This window comes from Bradyrhizobium vignae (genome assembly GCF_900324035.1).
Classification (GTDB): Bacteria; Pseudomonadota; Alphaproteobacteria; order Rhizobiales; family Xanthobacteraceae; genus Bradyrhizobium; species Bradyrhizobium vignae.
Genome location: NZ_LS398110.1, coordinates 3,742,130 through 3,761,727, shown reverse-complemented (window position 1 = coordinate 3,761,727; position 19,598 = coordinate 3,742,130). Strand labels below are relative to the sequence as shown.

General features: G+C 64.7%; 20 protein-coding genes. 10 read left to right on the top strand and 10 right to left on the bottom strand.

From position 1 onward, the window contains the following. Window positions 1-63: 63 nt before the first annotated feature. A complete protein-coding gene (locus BRAD3257_RS18325; RefSeq protein WP_122402973.1) occupies window positions 64-1,215 on the top strand; it encodes an AI-2E family transporter in 1,152 nt (383 codons plus the stop codon). Between the two features lie 6 nt (window positions 1,216-1,221). On the opposite strand, the gene BRAD3257_RS18320 is transcribed toward BRAD3257_RS18325, so the two are convergent. The 6 genes from BRAD3257_RS18320 to BRAD3257_RS18295 form a co-directional block, all read right to left on the bottom strand. Next, window positions 1,222-1,518, bottom strand: coding sequence for an antibiotic biosynthesis monooxygenase family protein (locus BRAD3257_RS18320; protein WP_122402972.1), 297 nt, complete (start codon window positions 1,516-1,518; stop codon window positions 1,222-1,224). A gap of 96 nt (window positions 1,519-1,614) precedes the next feature. Beyond that, window positions 1,615-1,854, bottom strand: a complete 240-nt coding sequence (locus BRAD3257_RS18315; protein WP_122402971.1) for a hypothetical protein — start codon at window positions 1,852-1,854, stop codon at window positions 1,615-1,617. Between the two features lie 56 nt (window positions 1,855-1,910). Next, window positions 1,911-3,131 (bottom strand): GGDEF domain-containing protein, encoded by a 1,221-nt coding sequence (locus BRAD3257_RS18310; RefSeq protein ID WP_122402970.1) that lies wholly within the window; start codon window positions 3,129-3,131, stop codon window positions 1,911-1,913. 229 nt (window positions 3,132-3,360) lie between these two features. After that, window positions 3,361-3,840, bottom strand: coding sequence for a 30S ribosomal protein S9 (gene rpsI / locus BRAD3257_RS18305; RefSeq protein WP_018642439.1), 480 nt, complete (start codon window positions 3,838-3,840; stop codon window positions 3,361-3,363). A gap of 1 nt (window position 3,841) precedes the next feature. After that, window positions 3,842-4,306: a 50S ribosomal protein L13 gene (gene rplM / locus BRAD3257_RS18300; RefSeq protein WP_027576505.1), complete on the bottom strand. Its 465-nt coding sequence runs from the start codon at window positions 4,304-4,306 to the stop codon at window positions 3,842-3,844. A 156-nt stretch (window positions 4,307-4,462) separates the two neighbouring features. After that, entirely contained in the window at window positions 4,463-4,891 is a 429-nt protein-coding gene (locus BRAD3257_RS18295) for a PaaI family thioesterase (RefSeq protein WP_122402969.1), read from the bottom strand. An 86-nt stretch (window positions 4,892-4,977) separates the two neighbouring features. On the opposite strand from BRAD3257_RS18295, the gene BRAD3257_RS18290 reads away from it, so the two are divergent. The 4 genes from BRAD3257_RS18290 (at window position 4,978) to BRAD3257_RS18275 (ending at window position 8,473) form a co-directional block, all read left to right on the top strand. Continuing rightward, window positions 4,978-5,802, top strand: coding sequence for an enoyl-CoA hydratase (locus BRAD3257_RS18290; protein ID WP_162500250.1), 825 nt, complete (start codon window positions 4,978-4,980; stop codon window positions 5,800-5,802). 124 nt (window positions 5,803-5,926) lie between these two features. After that, on the top strand, window positions 5,927-6,511 hold the full coding sequence (locus BRAD3257_RS18285; protein ID WP_122406632.1) for a CoA-binding protein: 585 nt from the start codon (window positions 5,927-5,929) through the stop codon (window positions 6,509-6,511). A gap of 139 nt (window positions 6,512-6,650) precedes the next feature. Next, window positions 6,651-7,931 carry an O-acetylhomoserine aminocarboxypropyltransferase gene (locus tag BRAD3257_RS18280; protein WP_122402967.1) on the top strand — a complete coding sequence of 427 codons (1,281 nt, stop codon included), beginning with the start codon at window positions 6,651-6,653 and terminating at the stop codon, window positions 7,929-7,931. A 197-nt stretch (window positions 7,932-8,128) separates the two neighbouring features. Continuing rightward, complete coding sequence (locus BRAD3257_RS18275; protein WP_122406631.1) at window positions 8,129-8,473, top strand: hypothetical protein; 345 nt, start codon at window positions 8,129-8,131, stop codon at window positions 8,471-8,473. Window positions 8,474-8,478: 5 nt separating this feature from the next. Here BRAD3257_RS18275 and BRAD3257_RS18270 read toward each other — a convergent pair whose 3' ends face one another. Continuing rightward, a complete protein-coding gene (locus BRAD3257_RS18270; RefSeq protein ID WP_122402966.1) occupies window positions 8,479-9,561 on the bottom strand; it encodes a COX15/CtaA family protein in 1,083 nt (360 codons plus the stop codon). Window positions 9,562-9,671: 110 nt separating this feature from the next. On the opposite strand from BRAD3257_RS18270, the gene BRAD3257_RS18265 reads away from it, so the two are divergent. Beyond that, window positions 9,672-9,893 (top strand): DUF2842 domain-containing protein, encoded by a 222-nt coding sequence (locus BRAD3257_RS18265; RefSeq protein ID WP_122402965.1) that lies wholly within the window; start codon window positions 9,672-9,674, stop codon window positions 9,891-9,893. Here BRAD3257_RS18265 and BRAD3257_RS18260 read toward each other — a convergent pair. Then, the gene (locus BRAD3257_RS18260) at window positions 9,890-10,936 is read right to left on the bottom strand and encodes a polysaccharide deacetylase family protein (RefSeq protein ID WP_122402964.1); all 1,047 of its coding nucleotides are present in this window, start codon (window positions 10,934-10,936) and stop codon (window positions 9,890-9,892) included. The genes BRAD3257_RS18265 and BRAD3257_RS18260 overlap by 4 nt on opposite strands. A 128-nt stretch (window positions 10,937-11,064) precedes the next feature. On the opposite strand from BRAD3257_RS18260, the gene BRAD3257_RS18255 reads away from it, so the two are divergent. Further along, window positions 11,065-12,246 carry a GNAT family N-acetyltransferase gene (locus tag BRAD3257_RS18255; RefSeq protein ID WP_122402963.1) on the top strand — a complete coding sequence of 394 codons (1,182 nt, stop codon included), beginning with the start codon at window positions 11,065-11,067 and terminating at the stop codon, window positions 12,244-12,246. A gap of 63 nt (window positions 12,247-12,309) precedes the next feature. Here the strand turns inward: BRAD3257_RS18255 and BRAD3257_RS18250 are convergent, their stop codons facing one another. Continuing rightward, window positions 12,310-14,604 carry a GumC family protein gene (locus tag BRAD3257_RS18250; RefSeq protein ID WP_122402962.1) on the bottom strand — a complete coding sequence of 765 codons (2,295 nt, stop codon included), beginning with the start codon at window positions 14,602-14,604 and terminating at the stop codon, window positions 12,310-12,312. Between the two features lie 202 nt (window positions 14,605-14,806). Here BRAD3257_RS18250 and BRAD3257_RS18245 point away from each other — a divergent pair, with 202 nt between their 5' ends. The 3 genes from BRAD3257_RS18245 (at window position 14,807) to BRAD3257_RS18235 (ending at window position 19,022) form a co-directional block, all read left to right on the top strand. Further along, window positions 14,807-15,940: a glycosyltransferase family 4 protein gene (locus BRAD3257_RS18245; RefSeq protein WP_122402961.1), complete on the top strand. Its 1,134-nt coding sequence runs from the start codon at window positions 14,807-14,809 to the stop codon at window positions 15,938-15,940. A 118-nt stretch (window positions 15,941-16,058) separates the two neighbouring features. Continuing rightward, the gene (locus BRAD3257_RS18240; protein ID WP_122402960.1) at window positions 16,059-17,609 is read left to right on the top strand and encodes an undecaprenyl-phosphate glucose phosphotransferase; all 1,551 of its coding nucleotides are present in this window, start codon (window positions 16,059-16,061) and stop codon (window positions 17,607-17,609) included. A 156-nt stretch (window positions 17,610-17,765) separates the two neighbouring features. After that, the gene (locus BRAD3257_RS18235) at window positions 17,766-19,022 is read left to right on the top strand and encodes an O-antigen ligase family protein (protein WP_122402959.1); all 1,257 of its coding nucleotides are present in this window, start codon (window positions 17,766-17,768) and stop codon (window positions 19,020-19,022) included. Here BRAD3257_RS18235 and BRAD3257_RS18230 read toward each other — a convergent pair. Next, on the bottom strand, window positions 18,991-19,467 hold the full coding sequence (locus tag BRAD3257_RS18230) for a MarR family transcriptional regulator (protein ID WP_162500587.1): 477 nt from the start codon (window positions 19,465-19,467) through the stop codon (window positions 18,991-18,993). The genes BRAD3257_RS18235 and BRAD3257_RS18230 overlap by 32 nt on opposite strands. Window positions 19,468-19,598: the final 131 nt, after the last annotated feature.

The window sequence follows — 19,598 nt, the reverse complement described above, 5'->3', positions numbered from 1 at the left end:
TGATCCCCGGCAGGATTTCGCGAAAGAGTGCGCTGGCGCCGCCTCGCTCGAAAAGGATCTGATGTGACGATTCCCAGAGATGACCGCCCGCGTGCCCGCAGCGACCTGGCTCGGGATCAGGCCTGGGCGATTTCCGTCGGAGGCATCGGCGTCGTACTGTTCACCGCCCTGCTCGCCTTCACCTGGTATTTTGCGGCCACCCTGCTGCTGATCTTCACCGGCATGCTGCTCGGCCTCGGCCTCAACGCGCTGGTCAATGCGCTCGGCCGCCGGGTCAACCTCCCTCACACGTTCCGACTTGCCATCGTCTGTGTCGCGCTCGCTTTGCTCCTCGCAGGCATCGCCTATCTCGGCGGCGCCACGATTGCCGAACAGGCCTCGGTGCTGAGCAAGACCATCAAGTCGCAGATCACCAATGTCAGGTCGTTCCTCGAGAACCACGGCATCGACACCAGCTTCTTCGATCTCGGCAGCACCGCCTCGGACGCCTCGGCCACCCCATCGTCGGACGCGACACCCGCGCCGGCGGCGCCCTCGCGTGGGCCCTTGCCCGGCGCCGGCGCGCTCGCTTCCAGTGGCGGGGCGATCGTGAGCCAGACCCTCAAGCTGCTGCTCGGCACCATTCACGGCGTGGGCAACATCTTCATCGTGCTGTTCCTGGGCCTTGCCTTCGCCGCCCAGCCCAGCGTCTATCATGACGGCCTGCTGTTCCTGGCGCCGGCGAGGCACCGCACGCGCGTCGCTCTGATCATCGACCGCATAGCTGAGACGCTGGAGCGCTGGCTGATCGCCCAGATCGTCGTCATGATTGCGGTCGGTGTCGTGACCTGGATCGGCCTTGCCGTCATCGGCATCCCCGGCGCGTTCATCCTGGGAATCCAGGCGGGCCTGCTCGCCTTCATCCCCACCGTCGGCGCCATCATCGCCGGCGTCGTCGTGGTGCTGGCAAGCCTCGCCTCGGGCTGGATTCCGGCACTATCGGCCTTCCTCCTCTTCATGGGCGTGCATGCCATGGAAAGCTACGTGCTGACACCGATCCTGCAGCGGCAGGCGCTGGACATCCCGCCGGCTACGCTGTTCGCGTTCCAGATCCTGCTCGGCGTCGTGTTCGGCATCTGGGGCCTCGCGCTGGCGCTGCCGCTGGTCGCGATCGCCAAGGTCATGATCGACCATTTCAAGACGTATGAGGCGCCGCCCCTGGCGGAGGCAGCCTGACCCGCTTTACGTGGTGAGCACGGTCTCGGTGTGCTCGACCTCCGGGGCTGCGGCAAAATACTGCCCGACCAGGCCGCGCCATTCGGTGAAATTCTCCGAGCCGCGGAAATCGACGGTGTGGTTCTCCAGCGTCGCCCATTTTACCATCAGCCGGTAGCGCTGCGGCTTCTCCATCGACTTGTGCAGCTCGAAACCGTGAAAGCCCTTGGCGCGGCCGAAGGCGGCCTTGGCCTTGGCGACGGCCGCCTCAAAGTCCTTCTCGCTGCCCGGCTTGACGTCGATTTGCGCGATCTCGGTGATCATCGGTTTCCACCCTTTTGTTGATGGCCGTGTCTACCGCAGACAGCGACAAAGAAAAAGGCGCCGAAACGGCGCCCCGCCCGGCCTGGAAATGCAGGCCTATCGGGCGAACAGCAGGACCGTGCCCGCGACGATCAGTGCACAACCGACGAACAGCGCGAGCGGCCAGTAGCTGCGCCTGTGCGCGTAGCGGCCCTGCGCGCGGCGTTCGGTGATCAGCGCCTTCTCGTATTCATCCGCGGTCGAGAACAGACAGGCGAAACCGCCGCGTGCCGAGGCCGCAGCGGCTTCGAGCGACATCAGGGTGACTTGCGGATTCCGTCGGCGGATCGATTCCATACCGGAATGATATGGGATCGAACGGTAAACAGAGGATTACCGCAAGACGCCGCCGTTCAGGCGGTGGCCGGACGCGCCTGCGATGGACCGGTTCGCGCGGCGCTCTGGCGGCGCCAGTTCTCCAGCGACAGTGGCAGTTCCTCCGCCGCCTCGACACGGTTACGGCCGCCGCGCTTGGCCTGGTAGAGCGCGGTGTCGGCCGAGGCCAGCAGCACCTCCAGCTCGGTACCGGCCGGACCGCCCGCGACGCCGATGCTGACAGTGGTGTCCACCGGGCCTTCATCGACCACGACGCCGGAGGTCTCGAATGCCTCGCGCACGCGCTCGGCGACGAGCACGCCCTCCTCCAACGAGCACGGCAACAGAGCCGCAAACTCCTCGCCGCCGATGCGGCCCGAGAGGTCGGAGATGCGCAAGTTGCTGATCACGACAGTGGAGAACAGTTTCAGCATCTCGTCACCGGCGGGATGGCCGAAGCGGTCGTTGATCGACTTGAAGTGGTCGATGTCGAAGATCATCACGGTCACCGGCCGTCCGGCCTTGGCCTCGCGCTCGATCACGCGCGCACAGGCTTCCGAGAAGCCGCGCCGGTTGAGCATGCCGGTCAGCGGATCGGTCGACGCGGCGGTCCGATGCGCGGTGACGGTGCGTTCCGACACCAGCATGAAGATCACGAACACGGTTCCGACGGCATAGAGTATGAGCTCGACCGCGAATACGGTGACCCAGATGCTCGAGGAGAAGCCGGCATCGTGCGGACGCAGGAAACTGCCGATCAGGATCGGCAGCATCAACACGCAGCCATGCATCGCCGGCATCATGAAGGCCGGCCAGCGTCGTTGCAGGCTCTTGCGCCGTTCGGTCCAGAGCTCGCTCGCGGTCAGCGCCGCATAGACCGAGACGATGCCGGCACCGACGAGCATGCGCAGCATCGATGCTGTGGGATCGAGCAGCGTCGCGGCAGTGACCCAGGCGAGCGCGCCGAGCACGAGGCCGGGCCAGTTCGGCTTGCGGCCGTGGAAGACGCGCGCCGCGTTCCACACCATGCCGCAGGCGACGAAGCCGACGGCATTCAGCGCAAGGTAAAGATGGGCGCCCAGCCTGTCGCCTGCTGCGGTCCACAGCGCGACCGAGGCAGCACCGAGGAGATAGGCGGTGCCCCACCATTTCAGCGCCGGGCTGTTCTCCTGCCTGCCGAAAAACACCATCATGGCGCCGAGCAGTGCGGCGACCATGGTGGCGACCAAATAGAGCGTGATGCTATCGAGCGACATCATGTCGGCCCCCTCTAGAACATAGCAGTTACGCGATCGGCACATCCGATTTGCGCGCCCTTCCAAGTGCGACGCTATGTCCCGCGGGTTCCATTCAGGTTTTCGCGGATCCCTAAGTTTTCGGGAAACACGCCATCAATTTGCATACAAACGAACAACAAAAAGGGCGCTGAAATCGGCGCCCTTTTGCATCTCATTGAAGCCGCTTTCGCGGCAAATGCGACAGAAGCGATTAACGCTTCGAGAACTGGAAGGACCGGCGAGCCTTGGCCTTGCCGTACTTCTTGCGCTCGACCACGCGGGAGTCGCGGGTGAGGAAGCCGCCCTTCTTGAGCACAGAGCGCAGTTCCGGCTCGAAATAGGTGAGCGCCTTGGAGATGCCGTGACGGACCGCGCCGGCCTGGCCGGACAGGCCGCCGCCGGCGACGGTGCAGATCACGTCGTACTGGCCCGAACGCTGGGCCACGGAGAACGGCTGCTCGATCATCATGCGCAGCACGGGACGGGCGAAATAGACCTCGACCTCGCGCGAGTTGACGGTGACCTTGCCGGCGCCCGGCTTGATCCAGACGCGGGCGACCGCGTCCTTGCGCTTGCCGGTGGCATAGGCGCGGTTGAACTTGTCGACCTTCTTCTCGTGCTTGGGCGCTTCGGGCGCGGCCGCCGTCTTGAGCTGCGAGAGCTGGTCGAGCGACTGGATGGATTCGGCCATGTTATGCGGCCCTCGTGTTCTTGCGGTTCAACTTGGCGATGTCGATCTTCTCGGGCTGCTGCGCCTCATGCGGATGATCCGGCCCGCCGTAGACGCGGAGGTTGCCCATCTGCACGCGACCGAGCGGACCACGCGGAATCATACGCTCGACGGCCTTTTCGAGCACGCGCTCGGGATGACGACCCTCGAGGATCTGGCGCGCGGTGCGCTCCTTGACGTGGCCGACGTAACCGGTGTGCTTGTAGTAGGTCTTCTGCTCGCGCTTGCGGCCGGTGAGGACCGCATGCTGCGCGTTGATGATGATGACGTTGTCGCCGCAATCAACGTGCGGGGTATAGGTCGGGAGGTGCTTGCCGCGGAGCCGCATGGCGACGATGGTGGCGAGACGGCCGACGACCAGACCCTTGGCGTCGATCAGCACCCACTTCTTCGTCACCTCGGCCGGCTTTGCCGAAAAGGTTTTCATGTCAGAATTTCCGTGAGGGAGACATCGGCGCGAACACCGCACCGGACTGCGCGGGTTTCTAGAGAAGACAGGCGCAACGGTCAATGCCCTGAGATGGAAATTATAACAACGAAATCAATATCTTGAAAATATGGTGCTATGTTACCTGCAAAAACCTCAAACATTTGGAATGGAATAGGTGGAGGTGACATGGGCGATCGGGTCGGCGGATGTGCCCGACAGGAGGTTCACCTCCCCAACTGCCAGGCGCTTGCCGAGCTTGAGCAGCCGAGCCTCGGCCAGCACGTCCTGGCCTGGCTGGCCCTTGCGCAGGAAGTTGATGTTGAGATTGATCGTGACCGCGAGCCCGATCGGCCCGATCGCGGACAGCAGCACCACGTACATCGCGAAATCCGCGAGCGCCATCAGCGTCGGGCCGGACACGGTTCCACCCGGCCGCAGCATCCTTTCGCTGTAGCGCTGGCGCAAAAGGCTGGTCTGGCCGTCCGCGCTCTCGATCGTGATGTCGTCACCGCTGAAGGCCTGGGGAAACTCGTCACGGAGGAACTGCTCGAGCTCCACTACGCTCATTTTCGCTGACGCCATGTCGTTCCCCACCCTCGCTTCGCTTGCCCTGTTACATTAAGTTATTGGTGTCATCCAATTGCAATCATTTAGCGGAAATCGCGTCAATGTCCGTCCAGGCTGCCCGCGCCCCCTCCCCGCAACCGCCGATCCTGCTGCGCGAGATCGTCGGCAGTGTCGCCGTGCTCACGCTGAACCGACCAGCCGCGCGCAACAGCCTTTCGGAGGCGATGATCGGACAGCTGCATGCGAGCCTCAATGCGATCGCGGAAGACAGGCACATCCGTGCGGCCGTCATCGCAGCCAACGGGCCGGCTTTTTCCGCCGGCCACGACATGAAGGAGCTGACCGCGCGCCGCACCGATCCGGATCGCGGCCGGGCTTATTTTGCGCAGATCATGACGGCGTGCAGCGCCATGATGCAGGCGATTGTGCGCCTGCCCAAGCCCGTGGTCGCTGCCGTCCAAGGCATCGCCACCGCGGCGGGCTGCCAGCTCGTGGCAAGCTGCGATCTGGCGATCGCCTCGGAAGCGGCGAGCTTCGCCACTCCCGGCGTCGACATCGGCCTGTTCTGCTCGACGCCGATGGTGGCGCTGTCGCGCAACGTGCCGCGCAAGCAGGCGATGGAGATGCTGCTGACCGGTGAGCCGATTCCGGCCGCGCGCGCCCGCGAGATCGGCCTCGTCAATCGCGTGGTCGCCGCGGGTACCGAACGCGAGGCCGCGATCGCGTTGGCGCAACAGGTTGCGCTGAAATCCGCGTACACCGTCAAGCTCGGCAAGGAGGCGTTCTATCGCCAGGCCGAGATGAGCCTTGCAGATGCGTATCGCTATGCGGCGGAGGTCATGACCGAGAACATGATGGCGCGCGACGCCGAGGAAGGCATCGGCGCTTTCATCGAGAAGCGCGCGCCGACATGGCGGGATGAGTAACTGTATCTCTTGTGCCGTCGGGGCGATGCGAAGCATCGAACTATGGTGCGCAATTGCGCACGTGAGAATCTCGAGATTCCGGGTCGGCTCTTCGAGCCGCCCGGAATGACGAATGAAGGATGACATGAACCACGACGCCTATCCCGACAATTACATCCGCGGCATCCTCAACAGCGTGAAATCGATCGCGATGGTCGGCGCCTCGCCTGTCAACGTGCGGCCGAGCTATTTCGCGTTCAAATATCTGGCGCAGCGCGGCTACGACATGATTCCCGTCAATCCCGGCCATGTCGGCAAGGACCTGCTCGGCAAGCCTTTCGTCGCCTCGCTGTCGGATATCGGCCGCCCCATCGACATGATCGACATATTCCGCAACTCCAGCCACATCATGCCCGTGGTCGAGGAAGCTCTCACGCTGGACCCGCTGCCGAAGGTGATCTGGATGCAGCTCGGCGCGCGCGACGATGCGGCGGCGGCAAAGGCGGAGTCGGTCGGCATCAAGGTGGTCATGAACCGCTGCCCGAAGATCGAATATGGCCGCTTGTCGTCGGAGATCTCCTGGATGGGCGTGAACTCGCGCACGCTCAGCTCCAAGCGCGCGCCGGCACCGACACAGGGCATGCGGCTGTCCCTCAATCGGATGAGCGTCGGGGGCGGCAACACGGCAGCATCGGATCGCGCCGCGAAAAGCAAGACCGAGCAGAGCTGACGCAATCCGCGAAGGATTCATCTCGCGAACGCGACAATGCGTAGCAAGATCGTTCCGATGTGAAGCGGCGCCTTGACGGCGAGCGCCCCGCCCATCAGCATGCCGCGCGATTTCAGACCACGAGAACAGGACGCCTTATATGAGCGATCGCCTTCCGGGATTTTCGACCCTCGCCGTGCATGCCGGTGCACAGCCCGACCCCACCACCGGCGCGCGCGCGACTCCGATTTATCAAACGACTTCTTTCGTCTTCAACGATGCCGACCACGCCGCCTCGCTGTTCGGTTTGCAGGCGTTCGGCAACATCTATACGCGGATCGGCAATCCGACCAATGCCGTGTTGGAAGAGCGCGTCGCCGCACTCGAAGGCGGCACGGCTGCGCTCGCGGTCGCTTCCGGCCACGCCGCGCAGGTCGTGGTGCTACAGCAATTGCTGCAGCCCGGCGACGAGTTCATCGCCGCGCGAAAACTCTATGGCGGCTCTATCAACCAGTTCACGCATGCATTCAAGAGCTTTGGCTGGAACGTGGTGTGGGCCGATCCCGACGACATTGCGAGCTTCGAGCGCGCGGTAACGCCGCGCACGAAGGCGATCTTCATCGAATCGATCGCCAACCCCGCCGGCAGCATCACCGATATCGAAGCGATCTCGACGGTGGCGCGCAAGGCGGGAGTGCCGCTGATCGTCGATAATACCCTGGCCTCGCCCTATCTGATCCGTCCGATCGACCATGGCGCCGACATCGTCGTGCACTCGCTGACGAAATTTCTGGGCGGCCACGGCAATTCGCTCGGCGGCATCATCGTCGATGCCGGCACCTTCGATTGGTCGACCGGCGGCAAATATCCGATGCTGTCGGAGCCGCGGCCGGAATATCACGGCATCCGCCTACAGGAGACCTTTGGCAACTTCGCCTTCGCGATCGCCTGCCGCGTGCTCGGCCTGCGCGATCTCGGCCCGGCTCTGTCGCCGTTCAACGCCTTCATGATCCTCACCGGCATCGAGACGCTGCCGTTGCGCATGCAGAAGCACTGCGACAATGCCAAGGCCGTCGCCGAATTCCTCGTGGGACATCCGGCGGTGGCCTCGGTCAGCTATGCCGGCCTGCCGAACGACAAGTACAACCAGCTCGCGCGCAAATATGCGCCGAAGGGCGCGGGCGCAGTATTCACCTTCAGCCTGAAGGGCGGCTATGACGCCGGCGTCAGCCTGGTGTCGAAACTGCAGTTGTTCTCGCACCTCGCCAATGTCGGCGACACCCGCTCGCTGGTGATCCACCCCGCCTCGACCACGCACAGCCAGCTCGACGACGCCGCCAAGACCAAGTCCGGTGCCGGTCCCGACGTGGTGCGGCTCTCGATCGGCATCGAGGATAAGGAAGACCTGATCGCCGATTTGGAACAGGCGCTGGGGGCTTAAGCTCGCTGTCGTTCCGGGGCGGTGGCGAAGCACCGAACCCGGAACCTCGATATTGTCAGGTCCGCTCGAGATTTCCGGGTTCGCTGCTTCGCACTGCCCCGGAATGACGGTCGCTTCGGCGACCGTCGGTTAACAGTCATTAACCGTATCTGCCGCATAAATCGTCCTTGGATCGCCCCTTTGATTCGGAGCCGACGATGCTGCGCTGGATGGTGCCTGCCCTTGCGGCGATGCTGACCGTTTCAAGCGCGCTCGCCGCCGATCTGCCGGCCAGCCCAAAGCGGCGCGCAGCCGTGCCGCCGCAGGATCCGCCACAGGTCTACGTCGAGACCGATCCGGATGCGCTGATCTCGCCGGCCTATGGCATCGGCAGCTACATCCGCAACCTGCCGGGCACGCCGCTCTTGCCGGGATCCAACACCTTGCCGGGCTATTACGGCCGGCCCTGGAGCTACGATTACCAGGGCCCGTATTACGGCGGGAAGCAGGTCGATTATTTCTGGCGCCTGCCCTATGCGTGCGGCGTCTACGGCTACTGCTGATCGGATCAGCTGGGCTGGCTGACCGGGACCGCACGCGGCTGCGTCTCCGCAGACCGTCCTGACGCGAGCCGTTCAACCTGCATCACCGCAAGTGTGAGCACCAGTATCGCCACTGCCTGGTGCGCGAGCGCCAGTCCGATCGGAACCTGGTTGAGCAGCGTGAGGATGCCGAGCACCGCCTGCAGGCTCACCGCCGCAAGCAGCCACAGCGCACCGCTCGCTGCCGCCCCTGCGCGCGATCGCAGCGCGTCGATCGCATGCAAGGCCGCCAGCACGAACAGCGCATAAGCCGTCATGCGGTGCTCGAACTGCACGGTCAGCACATTGTCGAACATGTTGCGCCACCACGGCGTCTCGAACCACAGCCGCTCGGCCGATGGAATGAACGCGCCGTCGATCTCGGGCCAGGTGTTATAGGCGCGCCCCGCGCGCAGGCCCGCGACCAGCGCACCGAAATAGATCTGCACGAAGGTCACGACGAGCAGCAGCGCGCTCGTGAACCTCAGCCGAGCCGATGCTGTGATTTGCGGCCGCTCCTTGAGCCGCCGCACCGTCCAGACGATCCCGGCGAAGATCAGCAGCGCCAGCAGCAGATGCGTCGCCAGCCGATATTGCGAGACCTCGACCCGCTCGCTCAGGCCCGAGGCAACCATCCACCAGCCGACCGCACCCTGCAGACCGCCGAGGGCGAACAGCAGCCATAGCCGCCGCTTCAATTCACCGGACAGGCCGCCGCGCCACAGGAAGAACAGGAACGGCAAGAGATAGGCGACGCCGATGAAGCGCCCGAGCAGCCGGTGGCTCCACTCCCACCAGAAGATCTCCTTGAACTCGGACAGGCTCATGCCCGCATTGAGCTCGCGATATTGCGGGATCTTCTTGTAGGCCTCGAACGCCTCGGTCCACTGCGCTTCCGACAGCGGCGGAACACTGCCCGTGACCGGCTTCCATTCGACGATCGACAGGCCGGATTCCGTCAGCCGCGTCGCGCCGCCGACCAGCACCATCAGCGCGATCAGCGCGGCCACGGAGATCAGCCACCAGCGCACGGCGCGATGCGGGTTGATTGGAGCGGAAATCGTCGTCATTTCAGGGACAAACCAACCCTTGCAACCAACAGACTTGAACCGGAACGCGTGCCCCTTATAGTCCCCCGCTCCCGCAGCGCAAGTTACGCGAAAGACCGCGACATTCCGCCATGACGATCCGCACCCGCAAGTTCCTCGGCGCCATCCTGCTCCTGATGCTGGCCACGGTCTGGGCCCTGCTCGGCATGGCGGCGGCGCAGATGCCGTGGATCGCGGAGTCCGGCTGGCGGCAGGCGATCTACTATGTCGTGGTGGGCATGGGCTGGGTGCTGCCGGCGATGCCGATCGTGAGCTGGATGCAGCGTCCCGACCGGGTCAAGTCCGCTCGTTAGGCCTTGCCCGTAGTGCTGCCGGTCGGCTTCACCGGCGCAAAGGCAACACCCGACACCAGCACGCGCATCACCCGCAGCGAGCGCACCCGTCCGTCCCAGGAAATGCGCGGCAGCGCGCGCAGATTGGTGCGCCCTTCCGCCTCCACGATGCCCGGGATCGTCGACACCGCGCTGGCAAAGCCGGCCTCCTCCGCCATCACAACGTGGCTGCGCCGAAACGAGGAGCGGTCGCCAAACGGAAAGGCGAAATGCCGGATGTCGCGGCGGAAAGCCGATTCCGCGACCGCTTTGCCCATCGCCATCTCGCGCAGCGCCGCGGCATCCTTCATGTTGGCGAGAACGGGATAGTTGACGGTGGCGCTGCCGATCGTCACCTGCGGATCGGCAGCAAGCTTCGCGAGGTCTTCCCAGTCCATCGACGCCTCGCGCGAGAGCGCAGCGAGGTCGATGCGGTAGCGCGTGCAGAGATCGGCGATCGCGACCGACAAATCCGCCGGCGGCAGCGAGCGAAGCCAGCTCTCCAGATACGAAAACAGCGCCCGCTTCCGGGCATTGTCGGTGACGGTGAAGCGCTGCTCCTTCTCACCCATCATCAGGCTGATGCGGCTCTCGCGCGCGATCACCCGCTCGAGCCCGAGCCACCAGGCCTCGCCGACGCCATCGGGAAAGGCGGTCGGCACATAGATCGTGAAGGGCACGTCGTGACGTGCCAGCACCGGATAGGCGAAGTTGATGGCATCCTTGTTGGCGCCGTCGAAGGTCAGCGCCACGAAGCGCCGCTTCTCCGGCAGCATCACGGCACGCCGGCAGACCTCGTCCATGCCGAGGAAATCATACTTCCACCGCTTCAGCGCGCGGATGGCGCGGTCGAGGAACTGCGGCGTGATCTCGTTCGCGCGCAGCGGCTGAAATCCGCGCCGCCGCGGCCGCACATGCATAAAGCGCAGGATGGCGCCGGCACCACGACTGCGCAGCGCCGCCTGACCGCTGAACCAGGTCAGCTCGAGGCGCAGCCGTTCCAGCCATCTGTCGTCGAAAGCCAAAATCCCACCCTTCGTGCGTGCCGGCGGTCCGTCCCTCTCCCATTGTCATTACCCTTTGTTGACCTTTGTTTGCAAAGGTCGGCCACAGGCCGAATTGCGTATTTTCGATTGCTCGACAGGTTTCGCGAATGACCATGGCTGCGGCGATGCAAAGCCGGACGGCAGAAGCACCTGCGCGGTCGAAAGCGAGCCGTATCGCGCAGGTCGATATCGTCACCGATCTCGCCGAGGCCGAGGCGGTCTGGCGTGCCTTCGAGGCGAGCGGCCAGCTCTTCACGCCATATCAGCGCTTCGACCTGCTCAGCCCGTGGCAGCGACTGGTCGGCGCCCGTGAAGGCGCCCGGCCGCTCATCGTGATCGCCCGCGACGCCGATCGCCGGCCGCTCACCCTGCTGCCGCTCTCGCTGCGCCAGAGCCACGGCGTGCGCACGGCCTGCTTCATGGGCGGCAAGCACACGACCTTCAATATGGGCCTGTGGAACGCCGAGTTCGCAGCGCAGGCCGGCCTCGCCGATCTCGACGCGCTGTTTGCGCCGCTGCGTGAGCATGTCGACGTGCTCGCGCTGATGCAGCAGCCCGAGCGCTGGCATGACCAGCAGAACCCATTTGCAGCTCTGCCGCGACAAGGCGCGGTCAACGGCTGTCCGCGGCTGCTGATGGAGCCGGGCGGGCCGAAGGAATCGCGGATCAGCAATTCCCTCCGCCGCCGCCTCAAGAGCAAGGAAAAGAAGCTCCAGTCCCTCACCGGTTATCGCTATCACCTCGCCACGTCGGACGAAGACATCACCCGCCTGCTCGACTGGTTCTTCCGCGTCAAGCCGGTGCGGATGGCAGAGCAAAAGCTTCCGAACGTCTTCGCCGAGCCCGGCGTCGAACAGTTCGTCCGCAGCGCCTGCCTTGCGCCGCGCGGTGAAGGGCACGTCATCGACATCCACGCGCTGGAATGCGATGACGAGGTGATCGCTATCTTCGCCGGCGTCGCCGATGGGGCGCGCTTCTCGATGATGTTCAACACCTACACGATGTCCGAGCACGCCCGCTACAGCCCGGGCCTGATCCTGATGCGTTACATCATCGACCGCTACGGCGAACGTGGCTACCGCTCGCTCGACCTCGGCATCGGTTCGGACGACTACAAACGGATGTTCTGCAAGGACGACGAGGAGATCTTCGACAACTTTGTTCCATTGACGCCGCGCGGAAAACTCGCGGCGATGGCGATGTCCTCATTCAACCGCGGCAAGCGGCTGGTGAAGCAGAACCAGATGCTGTTCGACATGGCCCGCCGGCTGCGGCAGGCGTTCGGGTAGCTCTTTCCGCTTGCACGGCTGCCTTCCCTTCTCCCCTTGTGGCAAGGGAAGAGGAAAGAGAGGTTACGCCGCCACCACGCGTGGCGCTTCGACCGCATCCGAGGCCTGCACCGGCTTGCTCAGCATCGTCACCTCGCTGAAGCCGACTGCTCTCAGCTGCTCGCACATCTGCGTGCGCGCATCCGGTGCCATTGAGGCGTCGGGCACCACGACGGCACGGGCATGCGCCGTCAGCAGTTCGGCCGGAAGGTCGGAGGCGCTGCCGGCGTCGATCAGCACGTGATCGTAGGCGCGCAGCAACGCGTCGATCGCGAGCGCCACGCGCGGTGATTGCAGCAGGCTGCGGTCGAAGCCGGGACGGCCGGCCATGACCAGATGCAGCCGCGAGAGCTTGTCGCGGGTGATGATTTGCGCGAAGGAGGCCTCCCCCTGCATCAGTTCGGCAAGGCCCGGAGCCGACGCATCGACGGATACCGCGGCAACGGTCGGCGAGGACGCGGCGAGATCGACGACGGCGACGCGCGCATCGCGCGAGAGGTGCCGGGCCAGCGTCAACGTCGATAGCGTGATGGCTTCGCCGGGCGCGGTACCGAGCACCGTGACCTTCCTGGCCGCAGCGCCCGCGGCGAGCAACCTGTCCGCCAGACGTTCGATCTCGGCGAATTCGCTGACGTCGATGTCGGTCGCCATCGCCGGCTGCAGCGGCGCGGGATCTGCCAGAGCCGGATCGATCACCGGATCGTTGCCCCTGTCGACGACAGGCTCGACGGCCCGCTGAACGACCAGCGGCTCTTGACGCGCCTGCGCCTGCGCCGGTCCAACCGCCGCCGCGCGCGGCGCGGTCTGGCGCAGCAGCTCACCGGTGACGACGACGCCGGACGACAGCAATAGCGTTGCGATGGTCGCGATCAGCACGATCGGCAGCTTCTTCGGAGAGGCCGGCGTGTTGGAGACAATGGCGCGCGAGATGATGCGGCCATCCGTCGGCGCAGCGTCGATGGTTTCGCGGGTATTGGCCTCGCGGTACTTGGCGAGATAGGTCTCGAGCAGGTCGCGCTGCGCCTTGGCCTCGCGCTCCAGCGCGCGAAGCTGGACGTCCTGGCCGTTGGTCGAGGCCGCCTGCTTCTTGAGCTGCTCCAGGCTCACGGTCAGGCCATCGACTCTGCCGCTGGCGATCCGGGCGTCGTTCTCGAGCGAGCGCGAGATCTTCGCCGCTTCGTCACGAATCTGATTGTCGAGGTCGCCAAGCTGCGCCTTCAGCTCCTTGATCCGCGGGTGATTGCCGAGCAGTGTGGACGACTGTTCGGCGAGCTGCGCTCGCAATGTCACCCTCTGCTCCGAGAGGCGGCGCATCAATTCGGAGTTCACGACCTCGGATGCCTCGATCGGCTTGCCGCTCTGGAGCATCTCGCGGATCAACCGAGCCTTGGACTCCGCGTCGGCCTTCATCGAGCGCGCATTGTTGAGCTGGGTGTTGACCTCGCCCATCTGCTGGTTCGACAGCGTGGTGTTGTTGGTGCCGACGAACAGGCTGGACTTGGAGCGGAAGTCCTCGACCCTGGCCTCGGCCTCGGACACCTTCTTGCGCAAGTTCTCGATCTCGCCGGCCAGCCATTGGCTGGCGTTCTTGGCCTGCTCCTGGCGTACGCCCTGCTGCAGCACGAGATAGCCGTCGGCGATCGAATTGGCGACACGGGCAGCAAGCTCGGGATCGGCGGACTGGAATTCGACCACGATCACGCGCGACTTGTCGACCGCGTAGGCCTGGAGGCGTTCGTAATAGGCATCGAGCACGCGCTCTTCCGGCGTCATCGCGAACGGATCGCGGCCGATACCGATGAGCGCGGCCAGCGACTTCAGAGGTGAGATGCCTTGCAGCACAGGATCGAATTCGGGCCGCTCCGCAAGCTTGTTCTTCTTGATGATCTCGCGCGCGAGATCGCGCGACAGCACCAGCTGCACCTGACTGGTGACGGCCTCGGCGTCGAGCGCCTGCCGCTCCTCGGTGCGATCGCTGTTCGGGCGCAGGAACACGTTCTCGCGGCCGTCGATCAGGATGCGGGCTTCGGACTTGTAGCGCGGCGTGACGAGATTGACGACAGCGAGGGACGCAACGAGCGCCAGCACCGTTGGCACGATGATCCAGCCGCGCTTGCGCGCCAATGCCGCGCCGAGCGCGTGCAGGTCGATGTCGCCGGATTCGACTTGCGCCGGCTTCGCGACGACGGGTGCAGGCTCTGCTTCGACCCCGGCTTCGACCTTCGAGTTGATCTTGGGCGCGTCCGCGGGCTTGAACTTCGAGACAGCCCGCTCGATCACTGCCTTGTTCTTGCCGGCACGCCAGAACGCTAAACGCATCGAACACTCCCGCAGGGCAATGCTGCGACTCTACTTCAACCCGGGCGATTACACTCCATTAAGGTTGCCGCTGGGTTAATCGCGATATCGCGCGCCTCGCACGCGCGCACTGGTCACCATTTGTTAACCACGAGGGCCCTTAATCCCTCTCGTTTATTTCGTGAGAATTGTTCGGCTGTCGCCGTCGAGCTGGTTTTGGATCATGCCTCCCTCTCCCGACCGGCCGCTTCGCATCCTGCACGCCGTGCGTGCTCCGGTCGGCGGCATCTTCCGCCACATCCTCGACGTCGCCAACGGCCAGGTCGATTGCGGCCATCATGTCGGCATCCTCGCCGATAGCCTCACCGGCGGCGAGCGCGCCGACAAGGCGCTGGCCGAGCTCGCGCCGCGGCTGAAGCTCGGCGTGCACCGCATGGCGATCCGCCGCGAGCCGTCACCCGATGACGTCATGGTGTGGCTGCGGATGCGACGCCTGATCGCGAAGCTCAAGCCCGACGTGATGCATGGCCACGGCGCCAAGGCCGGCGCCTTCATCCGCATGCGGCGGCGCACCGACGACACCATCCGCATCTACACCCCGCATGGCGGCTCGCTGCATTATCCGCTCAACACCCTCAAGGGCGAATTCTACGCACGGCTCGAGCGCGCGCTGATGGATGCGACCGACCTGTTCCTGTTCGAGAGCGCGTTCGCCCGCGACACCTATCAGCGCATCGTCGGCACACCCAAGGGCGTGGTCCATTGCGTCTTCAACGGTGTCACGCCCGAGGAGTTCGAGCCCGTCATCGCTGCCGAGGATGCGACCGACCTCTGCTATGTCGGCGAGTTCCGGCACATCAAGGGCGCCGACCTGCTGGTCGATGCGGTGGCACGTCTGCATGAAGGCGGCAAGAAGGTCACGCTGACGCTCGGCGGCGACGGCGAGGAGACGGCGGCGCTGAAAGCGCAGGTCGAGAGGCTCGGCCTCACCGGATCCATCCGCTTCATCGGTCACGTCAAGGCGCGCTACGGCTTCTCCAAGGGGCGGCTGCTGGTCGTTCCCTCTCGCGGCGATTCCATGCCCTATGTCGTGATCGAGGCCGGCGCCGCCGGCATCCCGATGATCGCATCGAAAATCGGCGGCATTCCCGAGATCTTCGGCGCCGACAGCCCCGCTCTGTTCGAGCCGAGCAATCCCGAAGCCATGGCGGAGGCGATCGCCGCCGCACTGGACGATCCGCAAACGACAGCGCAGCGCGCGGCGTCCTTGCGCGAGCGCATCTCGGCGCATTTCTCGCAAGCCGCGATGGTCGAGGGCGTGCTTGCCGGCTATCGCGACGCATTTGTCAACCATTAACCATCCTTAAGCCAGCTTTAGAAAATCTTCCGATTTGTTCGATAGTCGAAGCGCCAGGGGATACTTGCCCGGCCGCGCGAGGCCGCGCCGCTTGCTTTTGGAATGGACGTGGACGCCCGTGGAACCGCTCAACGCACGCTCGATGCTCGATGCCGCGACCAGCGCTGCGGCAAAGCCTGCCGACCAGCCCTTTGTGGAGCGCCGTCGCCGGCTCTCGCCTGCGGCGCTCGAAGTCGTCAACCAGAAGGTCGCCCGCGCCTATTCGCCGATCGTGATCGCCGGCTTCGTCCGCCTTGCCGATTTCGTGCTGCTGAGCCTCGTCGGCATCGCGCTCTATGTCGGCTATGTCATGCCGCTCTCCGGCGCCTTCAGCTGGATTTATCCGGCCGAGGTCGTCGCCGTCGCCATCGCCGCCGTGGTCTGCTTCCAGGCCGCCGACATCTATCAGGTGCAGCTGTTCCGCGGCCAACTGCGGCAGATGACGCGGATGATCTCGTCGTGGTCGTTCGTCTTCCTGCTCTTCATCGGCATTTCCTTCTTCGCCAAATACGGCAGCGAAATCTCGCGGCTGTGGCTGGCCGCCTTCTACTTCCTCGGACTCGCCGCGCTGATGGCCGAGCGTCTGGTGCTGCGCACGCTGGTGCGCGGCTGGGCGCGCCAGGGCCGGCTCGACCGCCGCACCATCATCGTCGGCTCCGACAGCAACGGCGAGCAGTTGGTCGAGGCGCTGAAGGCGCAGGAGGATTCCGACATCCACGTGCTCGGCGTGTTCGATGACCGCAACGACAGCCGCGCGCTCGACACCTGCGCCGGCGCGCGCAAGCTCGGCAAGGTCGACGACATCGTCGAGTTCGCCCGTCGCACCCGCGTCGATCTCGTGCTGTTCGCGCTGCCGATCTCGGCGGAGACGCGCATCCTGGAGATACTCAAGAAGCTCTGGGTGCTGCCGGTCGACATCCGCCTCTCCGCCCACACCAACAAGCTGCGGTTCCGTCCCCGCTCCTATTCCTATCTCGGCGAGGTGCCGACGCTCGACGTGTTCGAAGCGCCGATCACCGACTGGGACCTGGTGATGAAGTGGCTGTTCGACCGCGTCGTCGGCAGTCTCGCGCTGCTCGCCGCCCTGCCGGTGATGGGACTGGTGGCGCTGGCGGTGAAGCTCGACAGCCAGGGCCCGGTGCTGTTCCGCCAGAAGCGCTTCGGCTTCAACAACGAGCGCATCGACGTCTACAAATTCCGTTCGATGTACCACCATCAGGCCGATCCGACCGCGTCGAAGGTCGTGACCAAGAACGATCCGCGCGTCACCCGCGTCGGCCGCTTCATCCGCAAGACCAGCCTGGACGAGCTGCCGCAGCTCTTCAACGTGGTCTTCTCGGGCAATCTCTCCCTGGTCGGCCCGCGGCCGCATGCGGTGCAGGGCAAGCTCCAGAACCGCCTGTTTGACGAGGCCGTCGACGGCTATTTCGCCCGCCACCGCGTCAAGCCCGGCATCACCGGCTGGGCTCAGATCAACGGTTGGCGCGGCGAGATCGATAACGAAGAGAAGATCCAGAAGCGCGTCGAGTTCGACCTCTATTACATCGAGAACTGGTCGGTGCTGCTCGATCTCTACATTCTCCTGAAGACGCCGATCTCGCTGCTGACAAAGAGCGAGAACGCGTATTGATTTTTCGTCATGCCCCGGCTTGACCGGGGCATCCAGTACTCCGCAGCGCCAGTCGTTTCCTACTATGCGCGTCACGGAGTACTGGATCGCCCGGTCAAGCCGGGCGATGACAGCAGTGCTTGTAGCGTAAGAGTTGCGTAAGCGTATGAGCGTGCGATGACGTATGCCGTGACGGCCGGTGGAATGAACGTAGCCGCACCAGCTGCTCCGGGCGTGCTGGCGCTGCAGCGCGCGCTGGTGTGGCTGGTCGGTGCCTGCGGCGCCATCGTCTTCATCGAGCCCAGCCCCTACGAGATCGCGACGCTGCTCGCGACCGTCACCTTCTTCGCCACCGGCCTGCGCCTGAGACTGGTGCTGATGCCGCTGGTGTTGATGCTGGTCCTCCTCAATGTCGGCTACACCATCAGCGCGATCCCGCTGTTCGCGCAGGCGGAGGTGGTGAGCTGGATCGCAACCTCCTGGTACATGGCGGTGACCGTGGTGTTCTTCGCCATGGTCTCCTCGGAGGACACGGCGGCCCGACTCGACATGCTCCGCCGCGGCCTCGTGGTCGGCGCGATGGTCGCCTCGCTGCTAGCCGTCGCCGGCTACTTCCACCTGGTTCCCGGCGGCAACGACCTGCTGACGCTCTACGGACGCGCGCGCGGCACGTTCAAGGACCCCAACGTGCTCGGCGCCTTCCTGATCCTGCCGGCGCTGTTCGCCCTGCAGAGCGTGGTCTCGGACAAGCTGGCCAAGGCGTTCCGCAACGTCATCGCCTTCGGCATCATGTCTCTGGCGATCCTGCTCGCGTTCTCCCGCGCCGCCTGGGGCGGGCTGGTGCTGACCTCCGCCTTCATGCTGGCGCTGATGGTGCTGACCAGCCGCACCAATGCGCAGCGCTCGCGGATCATCATCATGGCGATCGTCGCCGCGGTGCTGGGGCTGGCGCTGATCGCGGTGCTGCTGTCGTTCGATTCCACCGCCGAGATGTTCAAGCAGCGCGCGAGCTTCGACCAGAGCTATGACGAAGGCCGCTTCGGCCGGTTCGGCCGGCACATCCTCGGCGCGGAGATGGCGCTCGACCTGCCGTTCGGCATCGGTCCTTTGCAATTCCATCGCTACTTCCCCGAGGACACCCACAACTCCTACCTGAATGCCTTCATGTCCGGCGGCTGGCTTTCCGGCGTGTGCTATCCCGCGCTGGTCTTCACCACCGTCATCATGGGCTTTCGCCACATCTTCATCCCTGTGCCCTGGCAGCGCGCCTACCTCGCGGTGTTTTCCGCATTCCTCGGCACGGTCGGCGAAAGCTTCGTGATCGATACCGACCACTGGCGGCATTTCTGGATGATGCTGGGCGCGATGTGGGGCATGATCGCGGCTGCGCAGGTCTACAAGACTAGGACTGGCGGGGACGCTTCTTCAACTTGAGATCGGGACGCTTCTCCGGTGGCGTATCGATCAGGCGCTTGAGCGCCTCTGTTGCCGCGAGCACTGCCTTGTAGCCCTCGTTGCAAAAGCGCAACAGCAGGCGCAGCTCATCATCGGAATAGCCGTTGCAGACCTTCTCCATCGCCTGCTGCATCGGCACGTAGAACTGGCCGAGCTTTGCGATCGTCTCCGGCACGACGGCGATGAAGACCTTGCGACGATCTTTCTCGTCGCGCTCGCGGCGCACCAGCCCTGCCTTTTCGAGCCGGTCGACAACGCCCGTGATTGCGCCCGTCGTGAGGCCCGTGACCTCGGCGAGCCGGCCCGCGGTGACGCGTCCCTCGAGATAGAGGATGTCCATGCATTCCAGGTCGGAATTGGCAATTCCGGCAACGTTGGCAACGGTCTGGCCGTAGAGCACGCCCTGCGCAGACGACCTGCGCATCGCCGCCTCGAGCTCCTGCAACAGCGCCGCGCGCGCCTTCGTCCTTGACAAGGCCGGCCCCTTCTCTTACTAGATATATATCTTAGTCGCTAAGAGATTTAGCGACCGTGATTTCTCCTAGCACCATGGAA